Genomic DNA, 17,080 nt, shown 5'->3' with positions numbered 1-17,080 from the left:
TGCTGACATGAAGGAGCCATTTATGCTGATTGTTGTGGACCATCCACTTGTCAAAGTCCATATTTCCATCTTGCGCCGCCAAGAGACAGGAACAGATGCTTTTCGGCAACATTTGACGGCCTTAACGCGGTTGTTGGCATTTCCCGCCTTGCAGGACTTGGAACTGACTCCCATATCGGTGAGGACACCTTTGGCGGAAACGACAGGATATAGGGTACAGAAAATGTTGGTGCTCGTTCCGGTGCTTAGGGCGGGACTCGGAATGGTGGAAGGCTTTCGTGATGTTGTACCAGACACGGTGGTGTCCCATTTGGGCATGTACCGTGACCACCGCACCTTGAAGCCTATTCGGTATTACAGCAACTTTCCCGCATCGTATCACGACCATCCGGTCATTTTATTGGACCCCATGCTAGCGACGGGGGGATCGGCCGTCGATGCTCTTGACTATCTTAAGGCGGAAGGCGCTCGCAACATCCGTGTTGTTAGTATTATCAGCGCCCCAGAGGGTGTCAAAAAGCTTGAAGAGTGTCATCCGGATGTTCGGGTCTATACGGCTCAATTGGATGAGCGTCTAAACGAACTCGGATATATTATTCCGGGATTAGGAGATGCCGGCGACCGTCAATTTGGGACTGTGCCGGATTGATGTCGGTCCATGGGGTTTCAAGGGGAGATAGCCCGCCTGAGTCTATTGACGGGTTTTTTGCCCTGGACTATACTTATCGATTGTGAGGGTTTTCACCTTCATACCCATGTTGGTATCTGTCGAGTGTGCAGACTGCCGTGAACTTCCCGAAATTCAGTCCGTATTGGCGGTAGAGACCCTGCAGTGATTTGCGCGGAACAATCTCTTCAGCCAAGGCACATGTTGGGAGTCTGCCTGGTAGGTTTTCATAATTATGCCGATTATGGGCAAACTTTCAACGGGAATGATCGAGAAGAGGGTGAATAACGACGGGATCAGAGAAGAATGGCAAACGTCCATTGACCGCAACCCGTGGACTGGGTATTGCAATGACTCTGTCGCTTCAACTGGTCGCTGCCGTAATCATCGGACTGCTTCTTGGTCGGTGGCTGGATGGACTGCTGCATACAGGTCCGCTGTTTACCATCCTAGGAGTATTACTCGGAATGGGATCTGGAATGTGGGGAGTTTATCGCTTGGCCCGGGTCTTGCTAAAGTGAAAGAATTTTCAATGCTCTGGCGGAGATCGGCTGCAGCGTCTCTAAGCCTTGCGGGTTGCCTCGTGCTCATCGGAGTGCTTGTCCCAAATCGCATCATTTTCTTCAGTATGGCAGCGGGGATACTTCCCGGCATTGTGGACTTGGTGGGGCTCGGCCTGCGCTTGCCGCTCTGGGCAAAGTTAAACCAGCGTGCAGCGTTGACTAGCATTAATTTGCGGCTCTTTTCACGGTTGATACTGCTTGGGGTGTTTTTTTACGTCATTCAGCATTACACGACTCTCAGTGTAGGCTGGTCGTTGCTCGGGATCTTTGTGCCTTATGCGATATATCTGATCTGGGCGATATTCAGGTCGCGGCACAAGGGGGTGAATTGATGGTTTTTTCATTGACACAATTTGAATGGCCGCCGTTTTACACCGGTCTTTTGGCCATGCTAGTTGTCCTTGCGTTTGGTTTAGCGGCCGTGCGCAATGTGACCTCTGCTGTGCCGAGCGGGGCACAAAATCTCTTGGAAAGTGCATTGGAAACTTTTCAGGAGTTAGTGGAGCAGATGGCGCCCAAAGAGTTGGCGCCCAATTTAACGTTGTTAGCCCTAACCCTGTTCCTTCTTTTAGTGGTTGCCAACATTGTGGGGTTATTGCCCTTGCCCGGAATCGGGGGGACCCGCTGGATTCATTCGCCAACGGCCTTTTTGAGTATGCCTGCTGGGCTGGCGATTGTGATCTTTCTTCTCATTCAATGGTCTGGGATCAAATACAAAGGCCTGGGAGGATTTTTGGTCGGCTGGTTTTGGCGGCCTATCCCGGTATTTGGCTTTATCGTCAATGCGCTTGAGCAGCTTGTCATGCCGGTGAGCTTGGCTTTTCGGTTGTTCGGAAACATTTTGGCAGGAGAATTAGTGCTCCGCATGACGACGAATTTACCCCACGACTGGGCCGGCTGGATAGTCGTTGTGGTGGTGGGAACCGCCTGGCTCATTTTCAGTCTGGTGATTTCTTTGATTCAAGCGTTGATTTTCACGATTTTGATGGTGGCTTATATGAGTATTCAAGCGAGCAACGAGCATTAAGTCCAGGCAAGAACACAAACAGAAGATTACAGCGGAAAAAGCTCAAGGAGGAATAACGCGTGAGTTCACATGATATTTTGTTGTTCATTGGAGCACTAGCAGCGGCAGGTGGCGCCATCGGCGCGGGTATTGGTAACGGTTTGGTTATGGGACGGATGGTCGAAGGTGTCGGGCGGCAGCCGGAAGCACTAGGTCGTCTTTTGACATGGGCATTGGTTGGTGTGGCCTTGGTGGAAGCATGGCCAGTTATTACCTTCGTGCTGTTCGTCTTTACCAAGATTGGTTAGTCCCGGAGCCGTAGGAACGCTGAGATTGCCACAAAAGGGGAGTTAAACTGTGTCCAGCACATCGTTAACATTGGGCAATATGATTGCTGGCGTGCTGCAATGGGTCATTTTGCTCATTCTCATGCGCCTGTATGTATACAAGCCCCTTCTAGCAGCCATGCAAAAGCGCCGGGAAAACATTGGCAAGCAAATTCATGATGCGGATGCTTTGCGAGAGGAAGCCGAGAAATTTGCCAGCGAGCGGGAATCTCTGTTAAAGCAGGCGCGGGAAGATGCCAAGACCTTGATTGCTCAGGCGCGTCGTGAAGGGGAAGAAGAAGCCAAAAAGATTGTAGAAGCGGCTCAGCGCGAGGCAAGTTACCGTCAACGTACCGCCCTTGAAGAAATTCAGCGCGAGCGGGACAATGCGTTGCAAACCATTCGGTCGGAAGTCGCGGGCCTAGTAATGCATGCCACGGGCAAACTCTTGGAGCGGAATCTCGATGCCAAAGACCAAGAGCGATACCTTGATGAGGTGCTTCAGGATGCGGGGCAGCTGCAATGATAGATGCGCGCGCTGCACGACCTTATGCTCGAGCCTTATTCGGCTTGGCTGACGATACCAAGAGCGTTGAGCGGGTGCATACAGAGTTTCGGGAAGTCGTGGACACGTTGAACGATCATCCTGACCTCCAAGGGTTTCTTCATCATCCGCAGGTGTCGCATCATGCCAAGAAGGAGACATTGCACAGAGTCTTTGGTTCCCGTGTGTCCCCTGTTATTCTCCACTTTTTAAACGTGGTTGTAGATAAGGACCGTCAAGAGCTTCTACCTGCGATCTATGACGAGTTTACGGCCTTAGTCGAGGATAGCCGCGGTATCTTGGAAGCGCATGTCGAGACCGCGAGCGCCTTAAGTGCGGAGCAAAAGCAAATGTTTGCAGAAAAGCTGGGAAGGGCCACTGGACGGAATGTGGTCATTGTCGCCCATGAAAATCCTGCTCTGATGGCGGGCGCGATCATTCGAATTGGGGATCGTGTGCTCGATGGAAGCCTTCGGCGGCGAATGGAGCTTCTGGGTGCGCGTCTGCGTGGAAACGGAGGAGGGTTAGTCGTTGAGCATTAAACCTGAAGAAATTAGTGCCATTCTCAGAGAAGAAATAGAAAAATACGATGTGGCGACCGAGCTTTCCGAATCTGGCGTCGTCTTGAGTGTCGGTGATGGTATCTGCAGGATCTATGGCCTCTCCAATTGTATGGCCGGAGAAATGCTGGAATTTGAAAATGGCGTCTTTGGAATGGCTTTGAACTTAGCCGAAGACAATGTTGGCTGCGTGATATTAGGCAGTGACACGGGCATTAAAGAAGGCAACCGGGTCAAACGGACCGGTACAATGGTGGAAGTGCCCGTGGGAGAGGCGCTTATTGGACGCGTCGTCAATGCCCTAGGGATGCCTATCGATGGCAAAGGTCCGCTTCACACGGATCGTAAACGACCGGTGGAATATCCCGCTCCGGGCATCATTATGCGCGAACCGGTCAACCGGCCCTTGCAGACGGGGATTAAGGCAATCGACTCGATGATTCCCATTGGTCGGGGCCAGCGCGAATTAATTATTGGTGACCGCCAGACGGGTAAAACGGCCATTGCGGTGGACACGATTCTGAACCAGAAGGGCCAAGATGTTTTGTGTGTTTATGTAGGCATTGGGCAAAAAGAATCGACGATTGCCGGTCTCGTTCGCAATTTGGAAGAGCGTGGCGCGATGGAGTATACCATTGTGGTGAACGCCTCAGCCGCTGAAGCGGCGCCGTTGCAATACTTGGCTCCTTATGCAGGTTGTGCGATGGCGGAGGAGTTCCGCGACAACGGCAAGGATGTGCTAATCGTTTATGACGATTTGTCGAAACACGCCGTTGCTTACCGGGCGATGTCGTTGTTGCTCAGGCGCCCTCCGGGCCGCGAAGCCTATCCGGGTGATGTGTTTTATCTCCACTCGCGTTTATTGGAACGCGCAGCTAACCTGAATAAGGAAAACGGGGGCGGCAGCTTGACGGCGTTGCCCATTATTGAAACCTTAGCGGGCGATATCTCCGCATATATTCCGACGAACGTCATCTCGATTACTGATGGGCAGATTTTCTTGGAGAGCGACTTGTTCTTCTCCGGGGTGCGGCCAGCTGTTAACGTGGGATCGTCTGTATCGCGTGTAGGATCAGCGGCGCAGATTAAAGCGATGAAACAAGTGGCAGGGACGATGCGTCTGGACTTGGCGCAGTACCGGGAGCTTGCTGCTTTTGCACAGTTTGGCTCTGACCTAGATAAGGCTACGCAAGCACGGATTGCCAGGGGCAATCGGACCGTTGAAATTTTGAAGCAACCTCAATACTCACCCATGTCGGTTGAGGAGCAGGTCGTGTCCATTTTTGCCGTGACTAAGGGATTTCTCGATGATGTACCGGTTGAATCGGTGAGCAGTTTCGAAGCCGGTTTGCACCGGTTCCTTCATGAGAAGCATCCCGAAATTTACGAGGCCTTGCACAAAGATCGTGCTTTTACGGACCAAACGACGCAACGGTTAACGGACGCCATTGAGGAATTCAAGAAAACGGCGGTGTTGTAAATGGCAGCGGGCGGACTGAAAGAAGTCGATCGTAGAATCAAAAGCGTAAAGAATACGCAGCAGATTACCCGGGCGATGAAAATGGTGGCCGCTGCCAAGCTCCGGAAAGCCGAGTTGCGGGCCAAAAAGGCGCGGGACTATTTCGAGCAGATTCAAGCCGTGACGCGGCGGGCCGTCAGCAAAGGGGGAGCTCAAAAGCTCGTGGCTCCACGCACCGTGCAGCGCAAAGGATTTGTGATTATCACCTCAGCACGGGGACTTGCGGGACCATATAACGCGAACGTTTTGCGGCAGGCTGTCGCCAAGATGCAGGAAGTGGGAGGGAAGAACGCCGCGGCCTTTGCCATTGGACGTAAGGGACGCGACTATCTAGCCCACCGAAACATTCCCATTTTGCAAGAGTTTTTGGGAGTAGGCGATGACCCGACATTACATCAGGCCCAAGCGATCGCACGGGAAATCTTGCAGCAGTACCTTGGTGGTGAGGTCGATGAGGTGTGGCTGACGTATACCAAATTCATCAATCCACTGACCCACGAGGTTCGTACCCTTAGGGTATTGCCTGTCGAAGAACCGCCAGCGGAGGAGTCTGGCGCAGAGCGCAGCTACGTATTCGAGCCAGATCCGGAAACGGTGTTTAACGACTTGCTTCCGCGGTACGTGGAAGTCGTCATCTTTAGCGCTCTTTTAGAGTCTAAAGCAAGTGAACACGGGGCGCGGATGACGGCAATGGATTCCGCCAGCAAGAATGCGGATGAGTTGATTCGCCAGATGATATTGATGCGGAACCGCTTGCGTCAGGCGGCAATTACACGGGAGATTGCCGAGTTGGTTAGCGGCGCCGAAGCATTGGAATAGGAGGATCAAGGGTGGCAGCACACGAAGGCAAGGTCGTAGAGATTTTGGGGCCAGTAGTGGAAGTGGAGTTTCCCCAAGGCCACATGCCGGCCATATATAACGCGTTACATGTGGTAGCGGACGCAAAAGAGGGTTCAGAAACGACCGCAGGCTCGGATGCCGTGGATTTGGCCTTGGAAGTGGTTCATCAAATTGGTGATAACCGAGTCAGCTGCATCGCAATGGCGTCCACCGATGGCTTAGTCCGGGGCATGCGGGTCATTGACGAGGGACACCCTATCAGTGTTCCGGTCGGCAATGTGACCTTAGGGCGCATGTTCAACGTGTTGGGCCAGCCCATCGACGGCAAAGGTCCTGTTCAAGTTGAAAGTACGATGCCGATTCACCGGTCAGCGCCGAGCTTTACGGAGCAGGCGGTGTCTACAGAGATTTTTGAAACCGGGATCAAGGTCATTGATTTAATGGCTCCGTATCCAAAGGGAGGTAAAGTGGGGCTCTTTGGCGGTGCTGGTGTAGGCAAAACGGTGTTGATTATGGAGTTGATTCACAACATTGCGACCGAGCACGGCGGATTTTCGGTGTTTGCCGGGGTCGGCGAGCGCACGCGTGAAGGCAATGACTTGTACCTCGAAATGTCTGAATCTGGGGTTATCGACAAAACTGCCTTGGTCTATGGTCAAATGAATGAACCCCCCGGGGTGCGTATGCGCGTGGCTTTGTCCGGCGTGACGATGGCCGAGTACTTCCGTGACCAAGAAGGCCGTGACGTGCTGTTCTTCGTCGACAACATCTTCCGCTTTATTCAAGCGGGGTCTGAGGTTTCGGCATTACTCGGCCGTATGCCTTCAGCGGTGGGATATCAACCGGTGTTAGCGACGGACATCGGTGATTTGGAGGAGCGGATTACCTCAACCAAGAAGGGCTCCATTACCTCTATTCAAGCGGTATATGTGCCCGCCGACGACTATACCGATCCGGCTCCAGCAACGACATTTGCGCACTTGGATGCCACGACCAACTTGGAGCGGCGTATTTCTGAGAAGGGGATTTTCCCGGCTGTGGATCCGTTAGCGTCAACGTCACGGATTTTAGACCCACAGGTGGTCGGTGAGGAGCACTACGCGGTGGCCCGCGGTGTTCAGGCTGTGCTTCAGCGCTATAAGGAACTCCAGGACATTATTGCCATTCTGGGGATGGATGAGCTGAGCGATGATGACAAGCTGATTGTCGCTCGTGCTAGGAAATTAGAGCGGTTCTTGTCTCAACCGATGTTTGTGGCGGAACAATTTACCGGAACCCCCGGAAAGTATGTACCGATTCGCGAAAGCGTTCGGGGCTTCAAGGAAATCTTAGAAGGGCGTCATGACGATCTCCCTGAAATGGCGTTTTACATGGTGGGGTCTATTGATGAGGCCGTCGAGAAAGCCAAGACCCTTTAGGGCAGGGGGGACATTATGGCGACACCGTATCATTTGAAAATCGTGACACCTGAACGCACCGTGGTTGACGGGCCTGTGACGTATATTATCGTCCGGTCGACCGAGGGAGAAATTGGCATTTTAGCCCATCATATGCAAATTATCACTCCGTTGGTGCCTCACATCATCACGGTCTACCCTGAAGCGGGTAATGTTGAACAGTTCACAATCGGCGGGGGCTTTCTCGAAGTGGGAAATGACACAACGGTTGTGTTGGCTGATTCGGCCGAACGCGCTTCGGAAATTGACGTAGCACGAGCCCAGTTGGCTCGTCAACGAGCGCTCGAGACGATTGCCCAAGCCAAACCGGATATTGACTTGATTCGGGCTAAGCGCGCTTTGCAGCGCGCAGAAAATCGTCTAAAACTGGCTGGGCACAGTGCGGGCGGTATGACATCGGCTTAAGCAACGTGGACCAAAAGGACTCTGCAGACATCCTCTGCGGAGTCCTTTTTTATGTACTAGGGATGAAGGCAGGGGATTAAACACGACCGGGCTGAGGAGCATTCCCGTCTCATTTCAGTCTTCGGCTGAACAAGGTGCTATGTCGTGCGGTGACCTATGGGGGTGGGGGACCAAGGGCTTATTTATTTACCGAGATTATCTACGAAAGACGGTACTGGCGACTCTCCCTCCGTGCATCTGTCCTCGTCGTCATCTTCTGTCATGTATGAACTGACCCCTGGGGTGGAACAATCTGGTAGACAACACTTCATAGGGGGACAAGACATGAAAGCCATTGTGAAAAACGGATTATGGGTCCTCGCGGTTGCCATTCTTGTGTGGATGGGGGCGAGTGTAAGGGCTGCCGTAATTTCGCCGCTTATGACCGCATTTCAGGCGACAAAGGCTACTCCACAGGGATTTAGTATCAATGGCTGGGTGGAAATGGCGGGGACAGCACGGGGAATGTCATTAAGACAGTGGGTCAACAAACTGGCGACGCAGAGTCACGTCACGGGTACGGTGCAACAAACCCAGGGCGCAGACTATCAAAAGGCCGATATCCATGCAACCATTGCCGGTTTCAAGACCGAACTGATCGCGGAACGTCTGGCCTCTGGCGCGACCTATCTCGTTATTGACCGGGTAGGCAGTCAAGGGTTTCATGGGTTAAGTGAAAGCACCGCTCTCGTGCGGCGCATCCTGGCCCCTTATGGCGCGGTTCATCTGTCCCTAACCTTGCAGGGGACCTTACCTCACCCTTTGACGGTGAGCCAGGAAGAATCCTTGGTTAATCAGGCCTTTCGTGCAGTCGGAGCATCGCGTGTCAACGGCATTCAAACCCCTCAGTACGTGTCGGTCGCGGGATACACGGCGTTCATTCATTCCCACGACTCTCTTCAGGGGCACGCGGTCAATTTGCAAGTGGCGACGAACTACAACACCTATTGGGACGAAGAGCAGGTTGATGTAGGTACGCCTTTGGTGACCGTGACTTATTGAGTGTGTTTGAACTACCAGTTCCTGGGCACACTGGAATTAAGAGGATATGAATATCCTCGGCGCAGCAGCGCATACGAAAGTGGAGGAACAGACACTATGGCGAATCGTCGTCTCACCATGTTCGGAATCATTGGGGGAGTCGCAGTAGTGGGGGGAGGCATTCTAACATTTGCACTGACACACCGGTCATCGCATACAGTGACCGTGCCGGTCGCGCATCACGTGCCCAGTGCGCGTGGACATCAAGCAGCTCAGGCTCCCGCCCTTAACGACACTACGGCCCCGTTGCTGATGCCGATTAACGGCACCGTGTCCAATCCCTTTGGATGGCAGTATTCGGGCGCCCTCAATGAGTGGTACTACAATCCGGGCATAACGGTTTCCGCAAAAGCGGGGACACCCGTGCATGCGGCTTGGGGTGGAGTGGTCACGCAAGTCGACAATGTCGATCATCAAGGACTGTCCGTGACTGTGAAGGATGGCAATGACTATGAAACGGTCTATGGACATTTGGGCAGCGCCAGTGTCAAGGCGGGTCAGATGATTAAGCAAGGACAAGTCGTAGGGAGTGTAGGGGGCAGCAGTATTTATAGCCGCCAACCGGGGTCTCACTTAGACTTCCAAGTATTTCACGGGTCTATGGCAACCAACCCGGAAGGTTTTATGCACCCTTCCTCGTGAACCCATGAAATGCCAGAGCAGGATTATTTGCTCTGGCATTTATTTTTTTGCGGCCCATATACTCTACCAAGTTCGGGGGGAGAAAGGGGCCGGAAATGTGAAGGACCATATCTGGCAGCGTGTTGTGGACATCGGAAATTATATTCTGAATAACGGCGCAACCGTTCGTGATACTGCAAAGGTTTTTGGCGTATCCAAAAGCACGGTCCACAAGGATGTCACCGAACGATTACCTAAAGTCAATCAAGCATTAGCCACAGAAGTGAAAAAAGTCCTAGAAGTGAATAAGGCCGAGCGTCATCTTCGGGGTGGAGAGGCAACCAGGCAGAAATTTCTAACGAACCGCCCGGTTTAGCCTATTTATAGGCCGGATGCCGGGGATGGGAGCTGGCACCATCCCCGGGGAGACCCGCTTAAACCACGTGTCGTGGATGTTGACAGCGTTTGGGGAAACGCTATATACTCGGGAAGACAATTGACCATGAAGCTCTTATCAAGAGCGGCGGAGGGACAGGCCCGATGAAGCCCGGCAACCGGCTACCCATGCCAAGGTGCCAATCCCGACCTCACTTACGGGGACGGATGAGAGAATACCAGCGTAGCGCCTCTTCTCTCGGAAGGGGTCTTTTTGTTTATTGTGGGAATTTGCAAGGAGGGCATGAGTTGGGGCACAATTTTCTGTTTACGTCTGAATCGGTTACGGAGGGGCATCCGGACAAAATTGCCGATCAAATTTCAGACGCCATATTAGACCGGATTCTCGCGGAGGATCCCGTTGCGCGCGTTGCCGCGGAAACGGTTGTTACGACCGGACTAGCATTAGTGGTCGGGGAAATTTCTACGGTGACGTACGTCGATATTCCTCGGGTGGTGCGAGACACCATCCGCAATATTGGGTATACCCGTGCCAAAATGGGATTTGATGCGGATACAGTATCGATTCTGACGTCGATTGACGAGCAATCGGCGGATATCGCCATGGGCGTCAACGAGGCATTGGAAGTGCGGCAAGGCTCAGCCGATGCTCGCGCCTTAATCGGGGCAGGAGACCAAGGCATGGTCTTTGGGTATGCTTGCAATGAAACCCCGGAGTTTATGCCAGCACCTATTTCGTTGGCTCATCAGCTGAGCTATCGACTGGCGCAGGTCCGCAAGACGGAAACCGTCCCATTTCTATGGCCTGATGGCAAAACCCAAGTGACTGTACGCTATGAGAACGCTAAGCCGATTGGTATTGATACGATTTTGGTGTCGACCCAGCATCATGCGTCTGCCACGCTTGAAATGGTTCAGGAAGCGGTCATCGAGGAAGTGATTCGGCCGGTGATTGCTCCGCACTGGGATCTCTCTAACACGCGGATATTGGTTAACCCAACCGGTCGGTTCGTGGTAGGGGGGCCCCATGGAGATTCAGGCTTAACAGGCCGGAAGATTATTGTCGATACCTATGGCGGTTATGCGAGGCATGGAGGTGGGGCATTTTCTGGCAAGGATCCCACGAAGGTCGACCGATCGGCATCGTATGCGGCAAGGTGGGTGGCTAAAAACTTGGTCGCGGCAGGATTGGCTGAGCGCGCCGAAATTCAAATTTCTTATGCGATTGGTGTCGCCGAACCTATATCGGTTATGGTAGATACCTTTGGAACCGGACGCTTAGAGGACGTGGCCCTAGCCAAAATTGTCCGCGAGGTTTTTGACCTGCGACCGCTCGGTATTATCGAAGATCTTGACCTGAGGAGGCCGATTTACCTTCAGACGGCAGCGTATGGTCATTTTGGCCGGACTGATGTGGCTTTGCCATGGGAACAATTGAACCGTGTTGATGCCCTTCTAGACCGCGCGGCTGTCAAGCCCGCAGATTAGTCTTTTGGTCATCTTTTCCGCAGTCTGTTCGTATAATGGGACAGAATGTGGAAAGGGGAATCGCGGTGACCTGGTGGGGAGCGCTTGGGTTGGCTCTGTCGCTGTACGGAGCTGTTGTGGTGCTTGAATGGGTCTATGCGCGTGTTTTGCAGCCGGCAGGAGTGGAAGCGCTGTCTGTCAGCATCGTACTGCACGTGATGAATCAAGAACATCTGATTGAACAAGCCGTCATCGATTTGACGGGGTTATGGCGTCTTGAGATGTGGGATCAGAACACCGTGGAGCTGATTATTGCCGATGGCGGATCCACGGACCAAACCGTGGCCATTCTTGACCGTTTGCAGCGTCAATATCCATGGTTGCTTATTGCGGATTCCGGACGTGACAAAAGCCATGTTCTTGAGTTATGCCGCCACGATGTCGTGATTTGGGTGGAAATGACAGGCCGCTCCCCTGCCAGTCCGCTAGTCACGGTGAGAAGTCTTTTAGCTCACCAACCGGCGCACTTATCAGGCGTGATAGGCTAAAGAGCCGGACAGGCCCACACTGTACACGTCTGATCTGGCAAGGGTGCCAATGGTATGCCGAATACCGCATGGTCCAGTCTTTCCTTTCGCTAGAATCCAAGGCAGTTGGCGCGGTTTTGTGTTAAGCTCACCGCTTGGCTCTTGTCTTTCTTTATCAGATAAGGGGTCAAGCGGCCGTTTTATTCTGTGCGGACGCGTGCCGCTTTGTTGCTTCTTAGGGTTTTACCGACCGGGCCCTTTTAACAAATCGCGATAACAATGAAGGGGTAACGGGCCAAACGCCTAAGCGGATTAATACAAAAATATAGAGCGCTGTGGCTATGAATAAAGTGGCCGCGATGACAGGGAGCAACAAATACCATTCCCCCAAATGGCTATAGTGGATCCCTATAATGGCGAGTTGGTTGAAAAGACCAAATCCCATAAGTGCTCCTACCCAACTGAATAGAAATCGCGTCTGGCCTTCGAAGGGATTGAGGTGATGGCGCATTAGCCATATGCTGAGCACGACAGCGCGAACGTAGGCGGCGATTGAGGTGGCTAATGCGAGACCATCGGATCCTAATGGACGTACTAAGAGAAAGTCCCCAAACACGTTAAAGATAATGGAGATGATGCTGGCTACGCTCGATGTCCGCGTGGCCTTTTGCGATAATACAATACGCGAAAACAGCATTCCAAAAGCTGTACCAGGAATGCCTAGGGTCCAATACAAAAGAAGGCGAGACGTCAGCGCCGTTGAGGCCTCATTAAACCGACCATGTTGGTACAAAATTTCAACAATGGGAACCCGGAGTAAGACAAATGCTAAGAAGAAGGGAGAGACGACCAACAGTGTAACTTGCACACCCTGCCGCACAAGGTCTCTATACGCAGCCGAATTTCCCGCTCGATTGAAGAGTTCTGCTAACTGGGTGTAAATTGGGGCGATAACTGGGGTAATGGCCAAGCCAATCGGTAATTGGCTAATCACTTCGGCAAAGTTTAGTCCAGCGATACGGCCCACAGCTAAGGTCGAGGCAAAAATGCGGTCGACAATGGTTCCAGCGATTTGCACCGAATGGGCCAGAAATGTTGGGGTCGCCAGTTTTAGATATTGGCGAGTCCAAGGATGACGCCATGTCAGGCTTAGTTTTAATGCGATGTGATGGCGCTTTAAGGCAGGAATTAAATAGGCTAATTGGGTCATTTGTGCGAGGGTAAATCCTATCGCCACTCCGGTTATTCCCATGATCATGCCCAGTCCAATAATTGTTGCGACGCGGACGACGTTAATAATCACAGGAGTCAGGGCCGGTGCTATAAAATACTTTTTCGATTGTAAAATGCCATTCATAAAATTCCCCAACACCAAAAAAGGTCCAGCTGGCAACATCAGCCGCAAAAGAAATACGGTGAGGTGGTACCGGCGGTGTCGAAAACCAGGAGCAATCAGATGGACCAACTGAGGAGAAAAAATCTCTAACAGGACAATCATGAGGGCACTGATCACGAGAATCCACGAGTACGCCTCATTGAGGAAGACGTCGGTAGATTCATTGCCTTCTTCCACCGTGACGCCCCCTGATAGCAAGGGAATCATGACGATATTAAAGCTACCGCCGATAATCTCGAAGAGCAGCACCGGAATGATGCTGGCCATAAGCCAACTATCGGTGGCTGCCGAGGTGCCGAATAGCAACGCCATGAGCCATTGGCGCGCGAGACCAAGGACCTTAGAGACCATCCCCCCCGCGGCTAAAACCAATGTTGAGAAGCGTAAAGACTGTTGTTGGCCGAATCGCTGGCGAAGACGGCGAATAATTTGCCGTGGTCCCACAAAAAGTCACCTCAGTTGACAGAAAGGCTCATCAAGAATGGTCCTACTAATGCCCGTCGTTCATTATAACGTACCGAAGAGCGATTGAAGGAGGGGCAAAATAACGGGGACTAATCAGGATACAGACGGTCCTGAATATTTCAGGACAACTTCAGGGACGACGGTCGTTATCTTATTGACGCCAATGGTGCAAACCCGTAACGTAAAAGAACATGGAGGAATTTTAACGCATGATTGCGGTGAGCGTGGTTATACCAATCTATAATCAAGCCCACTTGGTGGGGCGTACGATTGAAGCGATTACGGCGAATAGTCTTCAGCCGATCGAAGTGATTATTGTAGACGATGGCTCTTCGGATGATGTTCGATCGACCATTTTAGCCTACGAAAGTCTCACGGCGTTTCCCCTGCGGTTGTTGGAAGTCAATCATGGAGGGCCAGGCCGAGCGCGGGATGCTGGCTGGCGTGAGGCTATCGGTGAGATTGTGGCCTTTACCGATGCGGATGCAGTGCCTGACAGGCACTGGTTAGAAAATGGCGTGCAAGCCTTTTCGTCTCCTGATGTGGGGGCTGTTGAAGGGGCTGTAGAAAGCGGCGGAGGCAAGCCGACCATTTTTACGCATCAGGTTCGCAATCGTTTTGGGCGGCAATTTATGACGGCTAATATGTTTTATCGTCGCTCAGTTATTGCCGAGGTGGGGGGATTTAAGTCGCCATACCGTGAAGACTCCGACCTAGCCTTTTCGGTGCTTGACGCGGGATACGAGATTGTCTTTGTCCCAACATCTATCGTGATTCATCCTCCCAGACAAGAAAATTGGCGATTTTACTTTGCGAAAGCTAATCGGAAACGGTTTGAGGGTCTATTGTTTCGCAACCATCCTGAGACTGCTCCCCAATATATCCCACGTTTTCAGCCCACCGAATTGCTGATTATTACTGGAGAATTGCTAGCCCTTCTAAGTGTAGTGTGGGGCAGTTGGTCCTTGGCAGCGGGACTGTTACTATTAGCGTTGGGGATGCCGAAGCGTTTGGCCGATTGGTTGGGGGATCGTGAATATAATTCTCGTGAGTATTTGTGGGCATGGTTGATGACCCTCATATTAGTGCCGGTCGAAGCCTACTATCATTGGACTGGTATTATTAAGCCGCCTGCGGTACACAAAGACTTGAGGCGGTAAAGAGACGCGCGAAGAGGTCAGGAGGAGTTTTAATTTGGCGACGGTGGCAGTGACGATTCCGACGATGGGGGCCACGCATCTGGTTGATACTCTAGCGAGTCTTCCCGCTGGCCTTCCATTGTATCTGCGCGACAACCGTGAAGATAACTGGGGGGTTGCTAGAAGTTGGAACTGGGGCATTCGGCAAGCGTTAGCGGATGGCGCGGAGTATGTGTTAGTTCTCAATGACGATATTCAACTTCAAGGACATGACTTTATCGATCGCTTGGTGGCGGATTTGCAACGGGATAACGTTATCTTGGTCAGTGGGCGGCCTGCCCATGTGGAGCCAGCTCCACCCACCCGTCGACTGGCCATGAGCGCTTTTTTATGTGACCGGCGTTTGTTTGATGAAATTGGGGAATTTGATGAGGCATTTTGGCCGGCCTATTTTGAAGATGACGACATGCTCCATCGCATTCGCGCTAGCGATCATTGGCGAACGTGGTTTGATAGCGACGCGGTATTTCATCATTGGGTGAGTTCTACGGTGAATCAGATTCGTAGTGCTAAGCGGAAGCACCGAACGTACTTTAATAAGAACCGCGCATTATTCATTCAAAAGTGGGGCTATGATCCAACTCAAACCAACAAAGATTCCTAAAGCACCAACGTCCGTTAGCCTTTTAGGCAGTATGATAACAAGGGAGGGAGACGATGCACGTCTGATACCCTTCTTTTTGTTTTCGTAAATGATAGCCTTGTTCCCCATGGACGTTACTCGCCGTACAGCTCATGATTCGTAGGTCTTCGGAATATTTTCTCCACGCATAACCACACTTATTTTAAATAATGTGGGTATAGGAAGGCTGCTTTCGTGCAATGGCCGTTATACGTGTGTCGGTCATGACGTTGGGCCCTGCGACGTATCATATCCTGAAAAAATCAGTGATGCAGGATTTGGAGGATATATCCCCAGCCCAAAGGCTTGATAAATCTTTTATCAACAAACTTATCCCCATAATCCACAGGGAATTTTCCCCAAGGATGGGGAAAATTTTCTCCCGGCTCTTGCGGATATAGTTTGACTTTTTTGGCAGAGGATGCTATATTGGTCTCGGTTACTCTGGACTTTAGGGTAGCTTTTAGAAAGGGGACATATTTTAGTATGACCGGACGTGTCAAATGGTTTAGCGCAGAAAAAGGGTACGGTTTCTTAGAGCGTGAAGACGGCGGTGACGTGTTTGTGCATTACACGGCCATTAATGGCGAAGGTTTCCGTACGCTCAACGAAGGCGAGCGTGTCGAATTTGATGTGGTAGAGGGTGACCGCGGCCCACAGGCTGCGAACGTCGTTCGCCTCTAAGAATCGACTCGACAAGAAAGTAGCTGGGATTGTTCCCAGCTTTTTCTTGTTTAGGGGCTTTTGTCTCATCGTGCTATAATATTCTTACCAGTCGGGACCAAGACTGGCATAAAGCCGTAAAGGGGCGTTGCGCGATGGAAGTTATCGTTCGCGGTAAAAACGTGGAGATTACGGATGCGCTGAAGGATTACGTTGACAAGAAGCTTGGCAAAATGGACAAGCTTCTTCACCCACAAGATGTTACAGCTCATGTCGTGCTTGGTGTAGAAAAAGGTCGGCACATTGTCGAAGTCACAATTCCCATTCACGGGATGATCTTGCGGGCAGAAGAATCCGGTAGCGACATGTATGCGTCGATTGATTTGGTTACGGACAAATTGGAGCGCCAATATCGCAAGTTTAAAACGCGTGAGAAGAAAAAAATCGTTCACGATGCGGCCACCGTGCGGACGCAGGAGCCTCAGGAATCGCCAGATTTGGTCCGGCGTAAAACATTTCCTGTTAAACCCATGACATTGGATGAAGCCTTGTTGCAGATGGATTTATTAGGTCACGACTTTTTTGCTTTTAGCAATGCAGAAACTGATAGCATTAACGTGTTATATCGGCGCCGAGACGGCGATTATGGACTTTTAGAGCCCGTTTAATGACTTTGGGCTAGAAGGGGACCTTGCCCTCGCAAGGTCCCTAAAATTTTTTACAGGAAAATGAAAAAGTTTCTCGCACAAAAGAGGAA

General features: G+C 51.7%; 21 protein-coding genes and 1 riboswitch. Of the genes, 20 read left to right on the top strand and 1 reads right to left on the bottom strand.

Annotated features, from left to right (window positions below; all coding sequences use genetic code 11):
* Nucleotides 1-22: 22 nt before the first annotated feature.
* From upp to CO251_RS12630, 16 genes are all read left to right on the top strand, one after another.
* Complete coding sequence (upp, locus tag CO251_RS12705) at nt 23-649, top strand: uracil phosphoribosyltransferase (protein ID WP_103376191.1); 627 nt, start codon at nt 23-25, stop codon at nt 647-649.
* Between the two features lie 338 nt (nt 650-987).
* Nucleotides 988-1,188: an AtpZ/AtpI family protein gene (locus CO251_RS12700; protein WP_242968594.1), complete on the top strand. Its 201-nt coding sequence runs from the start codon at nt 988-990 to the stop codon at nt 1,186-1,188.
* A gap of 62 nt (nt 1,189-1,250) precedes the next feature.
* Nucleotides 1,251-1,562 carry a hypothetical protein gene (locus CO251_RS12695; protein WP_242968593.1) on the top strand — a complete coding sequence of 104 codons (312 nt, stop codon included), beginning with the start codon at nt 1,251-1,253 and terminating at the stop codon, nt 1,560-1,562.
* On the top strand, nt 1,562-2,257 hold the full coding sequence (gene atpB / locus CO251_RS12690; protein ID WP_103376189.1) for a F0F1 ATP synthase subunit A: 696 nt from the start codon (nt 1,562-1,564) through the stop codon (nt 2,255-2,257). Before CO251_RS12695 ends, atpB begins: the two co-directional genes overlap by 1 nt.
* Nucleotides 2,258-2,316: 59 nt before the next feature.
* Entirely contained in the window at nt 2,317-2,544 is a 228-nt protein-coding gene (gene atpE, locus CO251_RS12685; RefSeq protein ID WP_037912202.1) for an ATP synthase F0 subunit C, read from the top strand.
* Between the two features lie 49 nt (nt 2,545-2,593).
* A complete protein-coding gene (gene atpF, locus CO251_RS12680; protein WP_103376188.1) occupies nt 2,594-3,088 on the top strand; it encodes a F0F1 ATP synthase subunit B in 495 nt (164 codons plus the stop codon).
* A complete protein-coding gene (atpH, locus tag CO251_RS12675; protein ID WP_103376187.1) occupies nt 3,085-3,648 on the top strand; it encodes an ATP synthase F1 subunit delta in 564 nt (187 codons plus the stop codon). Before atpF ends, atpH begins: the two co-directional genes overlap by 4 nt.
* Nucleotides 3,638-5,146 (top strand): F0F1 ATP synthase subunit alpha, encoded by a 1,509-nt coding sequence (atpA, locus tag CO251_RS12670; RefSeq protein ID WP_103376186.1) that lies wholly within the window; start codon nt 3,638-3,640, stop codon nt 5,144-5,146. The genes atpH and atpA overlap by 11 nt, the downstream gene beginning before the upstream one ends.
* On the top strand, nt 5,147-6,004 hold the full coding sequence (gene atpG, locus CO251_RS12665) for an ATP synthase F1 subunit gamma (protein ID WP_103376185.1): 858 nt from the start codon (nt 5,147-5,149) through the stop codon (nt 6,002-6,004). It begins immediately after the preceding gene.
* A gap of 11 nt (nt 6,005-6,015) precedes the next feature.
* Nucleotides 6,016-7,443: a F0F1 ATP synthase subunit beta gene (gene atpD, locus CO251_RS12660; protein ID WP_103376184.1), complete on the top strand. Its 1,428-nt coding sequence runs from the start codon at nt 6,016-6,018 to the stop codon at nt 7,441-7,443.
* A gap of 15 nt (nt 7,444-7,458) precedes the next feature.
* Nucleotides 7,459-7,887 (top strand): ATP synthase F1 subunit epsilon, encoded by a 429-nt coding sequence (gene atpC / locus CO251_RS12655; RefSeq protein ID WP_103376183.1) that lies wholly within the window; start codon nt 7,459-7,461, stop codon nt 7,885-7,887.
* 324 nt (nt 7,888-8,211) lie between these two features.
* Nucleotides 8,212-8,928 carry a YwmB family TATA-box binding protein gene (locus tag CO251_RS12650; RefSeq protein WP_158246338.1) on the top strand — a complete coding sequence of 239 codons (717 nt, stop codon included), beginning with the start codon at nt 8,212-8,214 and terminating at the stop codon, nt 8,926-8,928.
* A gap of 96 nt (nt 8,929-9,024) precedes the next feature.
* Nucleotides 9,025-9,609, top strand: a complete 585-nt coding sequence (locus tag CO251_RS12645) for a M23 family metallopeptidase (protein ID WP_103376181.1) — start codon at nt 9,025-9,027, stop codon at nt 9,607-9,609.
* A gap of 97 nt (nt 9,610-9,706) precedes the next feature.
* Nucleotides 9,707-9,964 carry a sporulation transcriptional regulator SpoIIID gene (gene spoIIID / locus CO251_RS12640; RefSeq protein WP_103376338.1) on the top strand — a complete coding sequence of 86 codons (258 nt, stop codon included), beginning with the start codon at nt 9,707-9,709 and terminating at the stop codon, nt 9,962-9,964.
* 132 nt (nt 9,965-10,096) lie between these two features.
* Nucleotides 10,097-10,198: riboswitch (SAM riboswitch) on the top strand.
* Between the two features lie 74 nt (nt 10,199-10,272).
* Nucleotides 10,273-11,472, top strand: a complete 1,200-nt coding sequence (gene metK, locus CO251_RS12635) for a methionine adenosyltransferase (protein ID WP_103376180.1) — start codon at nt 10,273-10,275, stop codon at nt 11,470-11,472.
* Between the two features lie 65 nt (nt 11,473-11,537).
* Nucleotides 11,538-11,999, top strand: coding sequence for a glycosyltransferase (locus CO251_RS12630; RefSeq protein WP_103376179.1), 462 nt, complete (start codon nt 11,538-11,540; stop codon nt 11,997-11,999).
* A 214-nt stretch (nt 12,000-12,213) separates the two neighbouring features.
* On the opposite strand, the gene murJ is transcribed toward CO251_RS12630, so the two are convergent.
* On the bottom strand, nt 12,214-13,818 hold the full coding sequence (murJ, locus tag CO251_RS12625; RefSeq protein WP_103376178.1) for a murein biosynthesis integral membrane protein MurJ: 1,605 nt from the start codon (nt 13,816-13,818) through the stop codon (nt 12,214-12,216).
* 230 nt (nt 13,819-14,048) lie between these two features.
* Here murJ and CO251_RS12620 point away from each other — a divergent pair, with 230 nt between their 5' ends.
* From CO251_RS12620 to hpf, 4 genes are all read left to right on the top strand, one after another.
* Entirely contained in the window at nt 14,049-14,999 is a 951-nt protein-coding gene (locus CO251_RS12620; protein WP_103376177.1) for a glycosyltransferase family 2 protein, read from the top strand.
* A gap of 43 nt (nt 15,000-15,042) precedes the next feature.
* Nucleotides 15,043-15,642 carry a glycosyltransferase family 2 protein gene (locus CO251_RS12615; protein ID WP_242968607.1) on the top strand — a complete coding sequence of 200 codons (600 nt, stop codon included), beginning with the start codon at nt 15,043-15,045 and terminating at the stop codon, nt 15,640-15,642.
* Nucleotides 15,643-16,146: 504 nt separating this feature from the next.
* Nucleotides 16,147-16,344 carry a cold shock domain-containing protein gene (locus CO251_RS12605; RefSeq protein ID WP_026040771.1) on the top strand — a complete coding sequence of 66 codons (198 nt, stop codon included), beginning with the start codon at nt 16,147-16,149 and terminating at the stop codon, nt 16,342-16,344.
* A 134-nt stretch (nt 16,345-16,478) separates the two neighbouring features.
* A complete protein-coding gene (gene hpf / locus CO251_RS12600; protein WP_103376174.1) occupies nt 16,479-16,991 on the top strand; it encodes a ribosome hibernation-promoting factor, HPF/YfiA family in 513 nt (170 codons plus the stop codon).
* Nucleotides 16,992-17,080: the final 89 nt, after the last annotated feature.

This window comes from Sulfobacillus sp. hq2, assembly GCF_002903155.1.
GTDB lineage: Bacteria > Bacillota > Sulfobacillia > Sulfobacillales > Sulfobacillaceae > Sulfobacillus > Sulfobacillus thermotolerans.
Note: the sequence above shows the minus strand (reverse complement) of the source record. Positions and strands in the feature narration are given on the sequence as shown.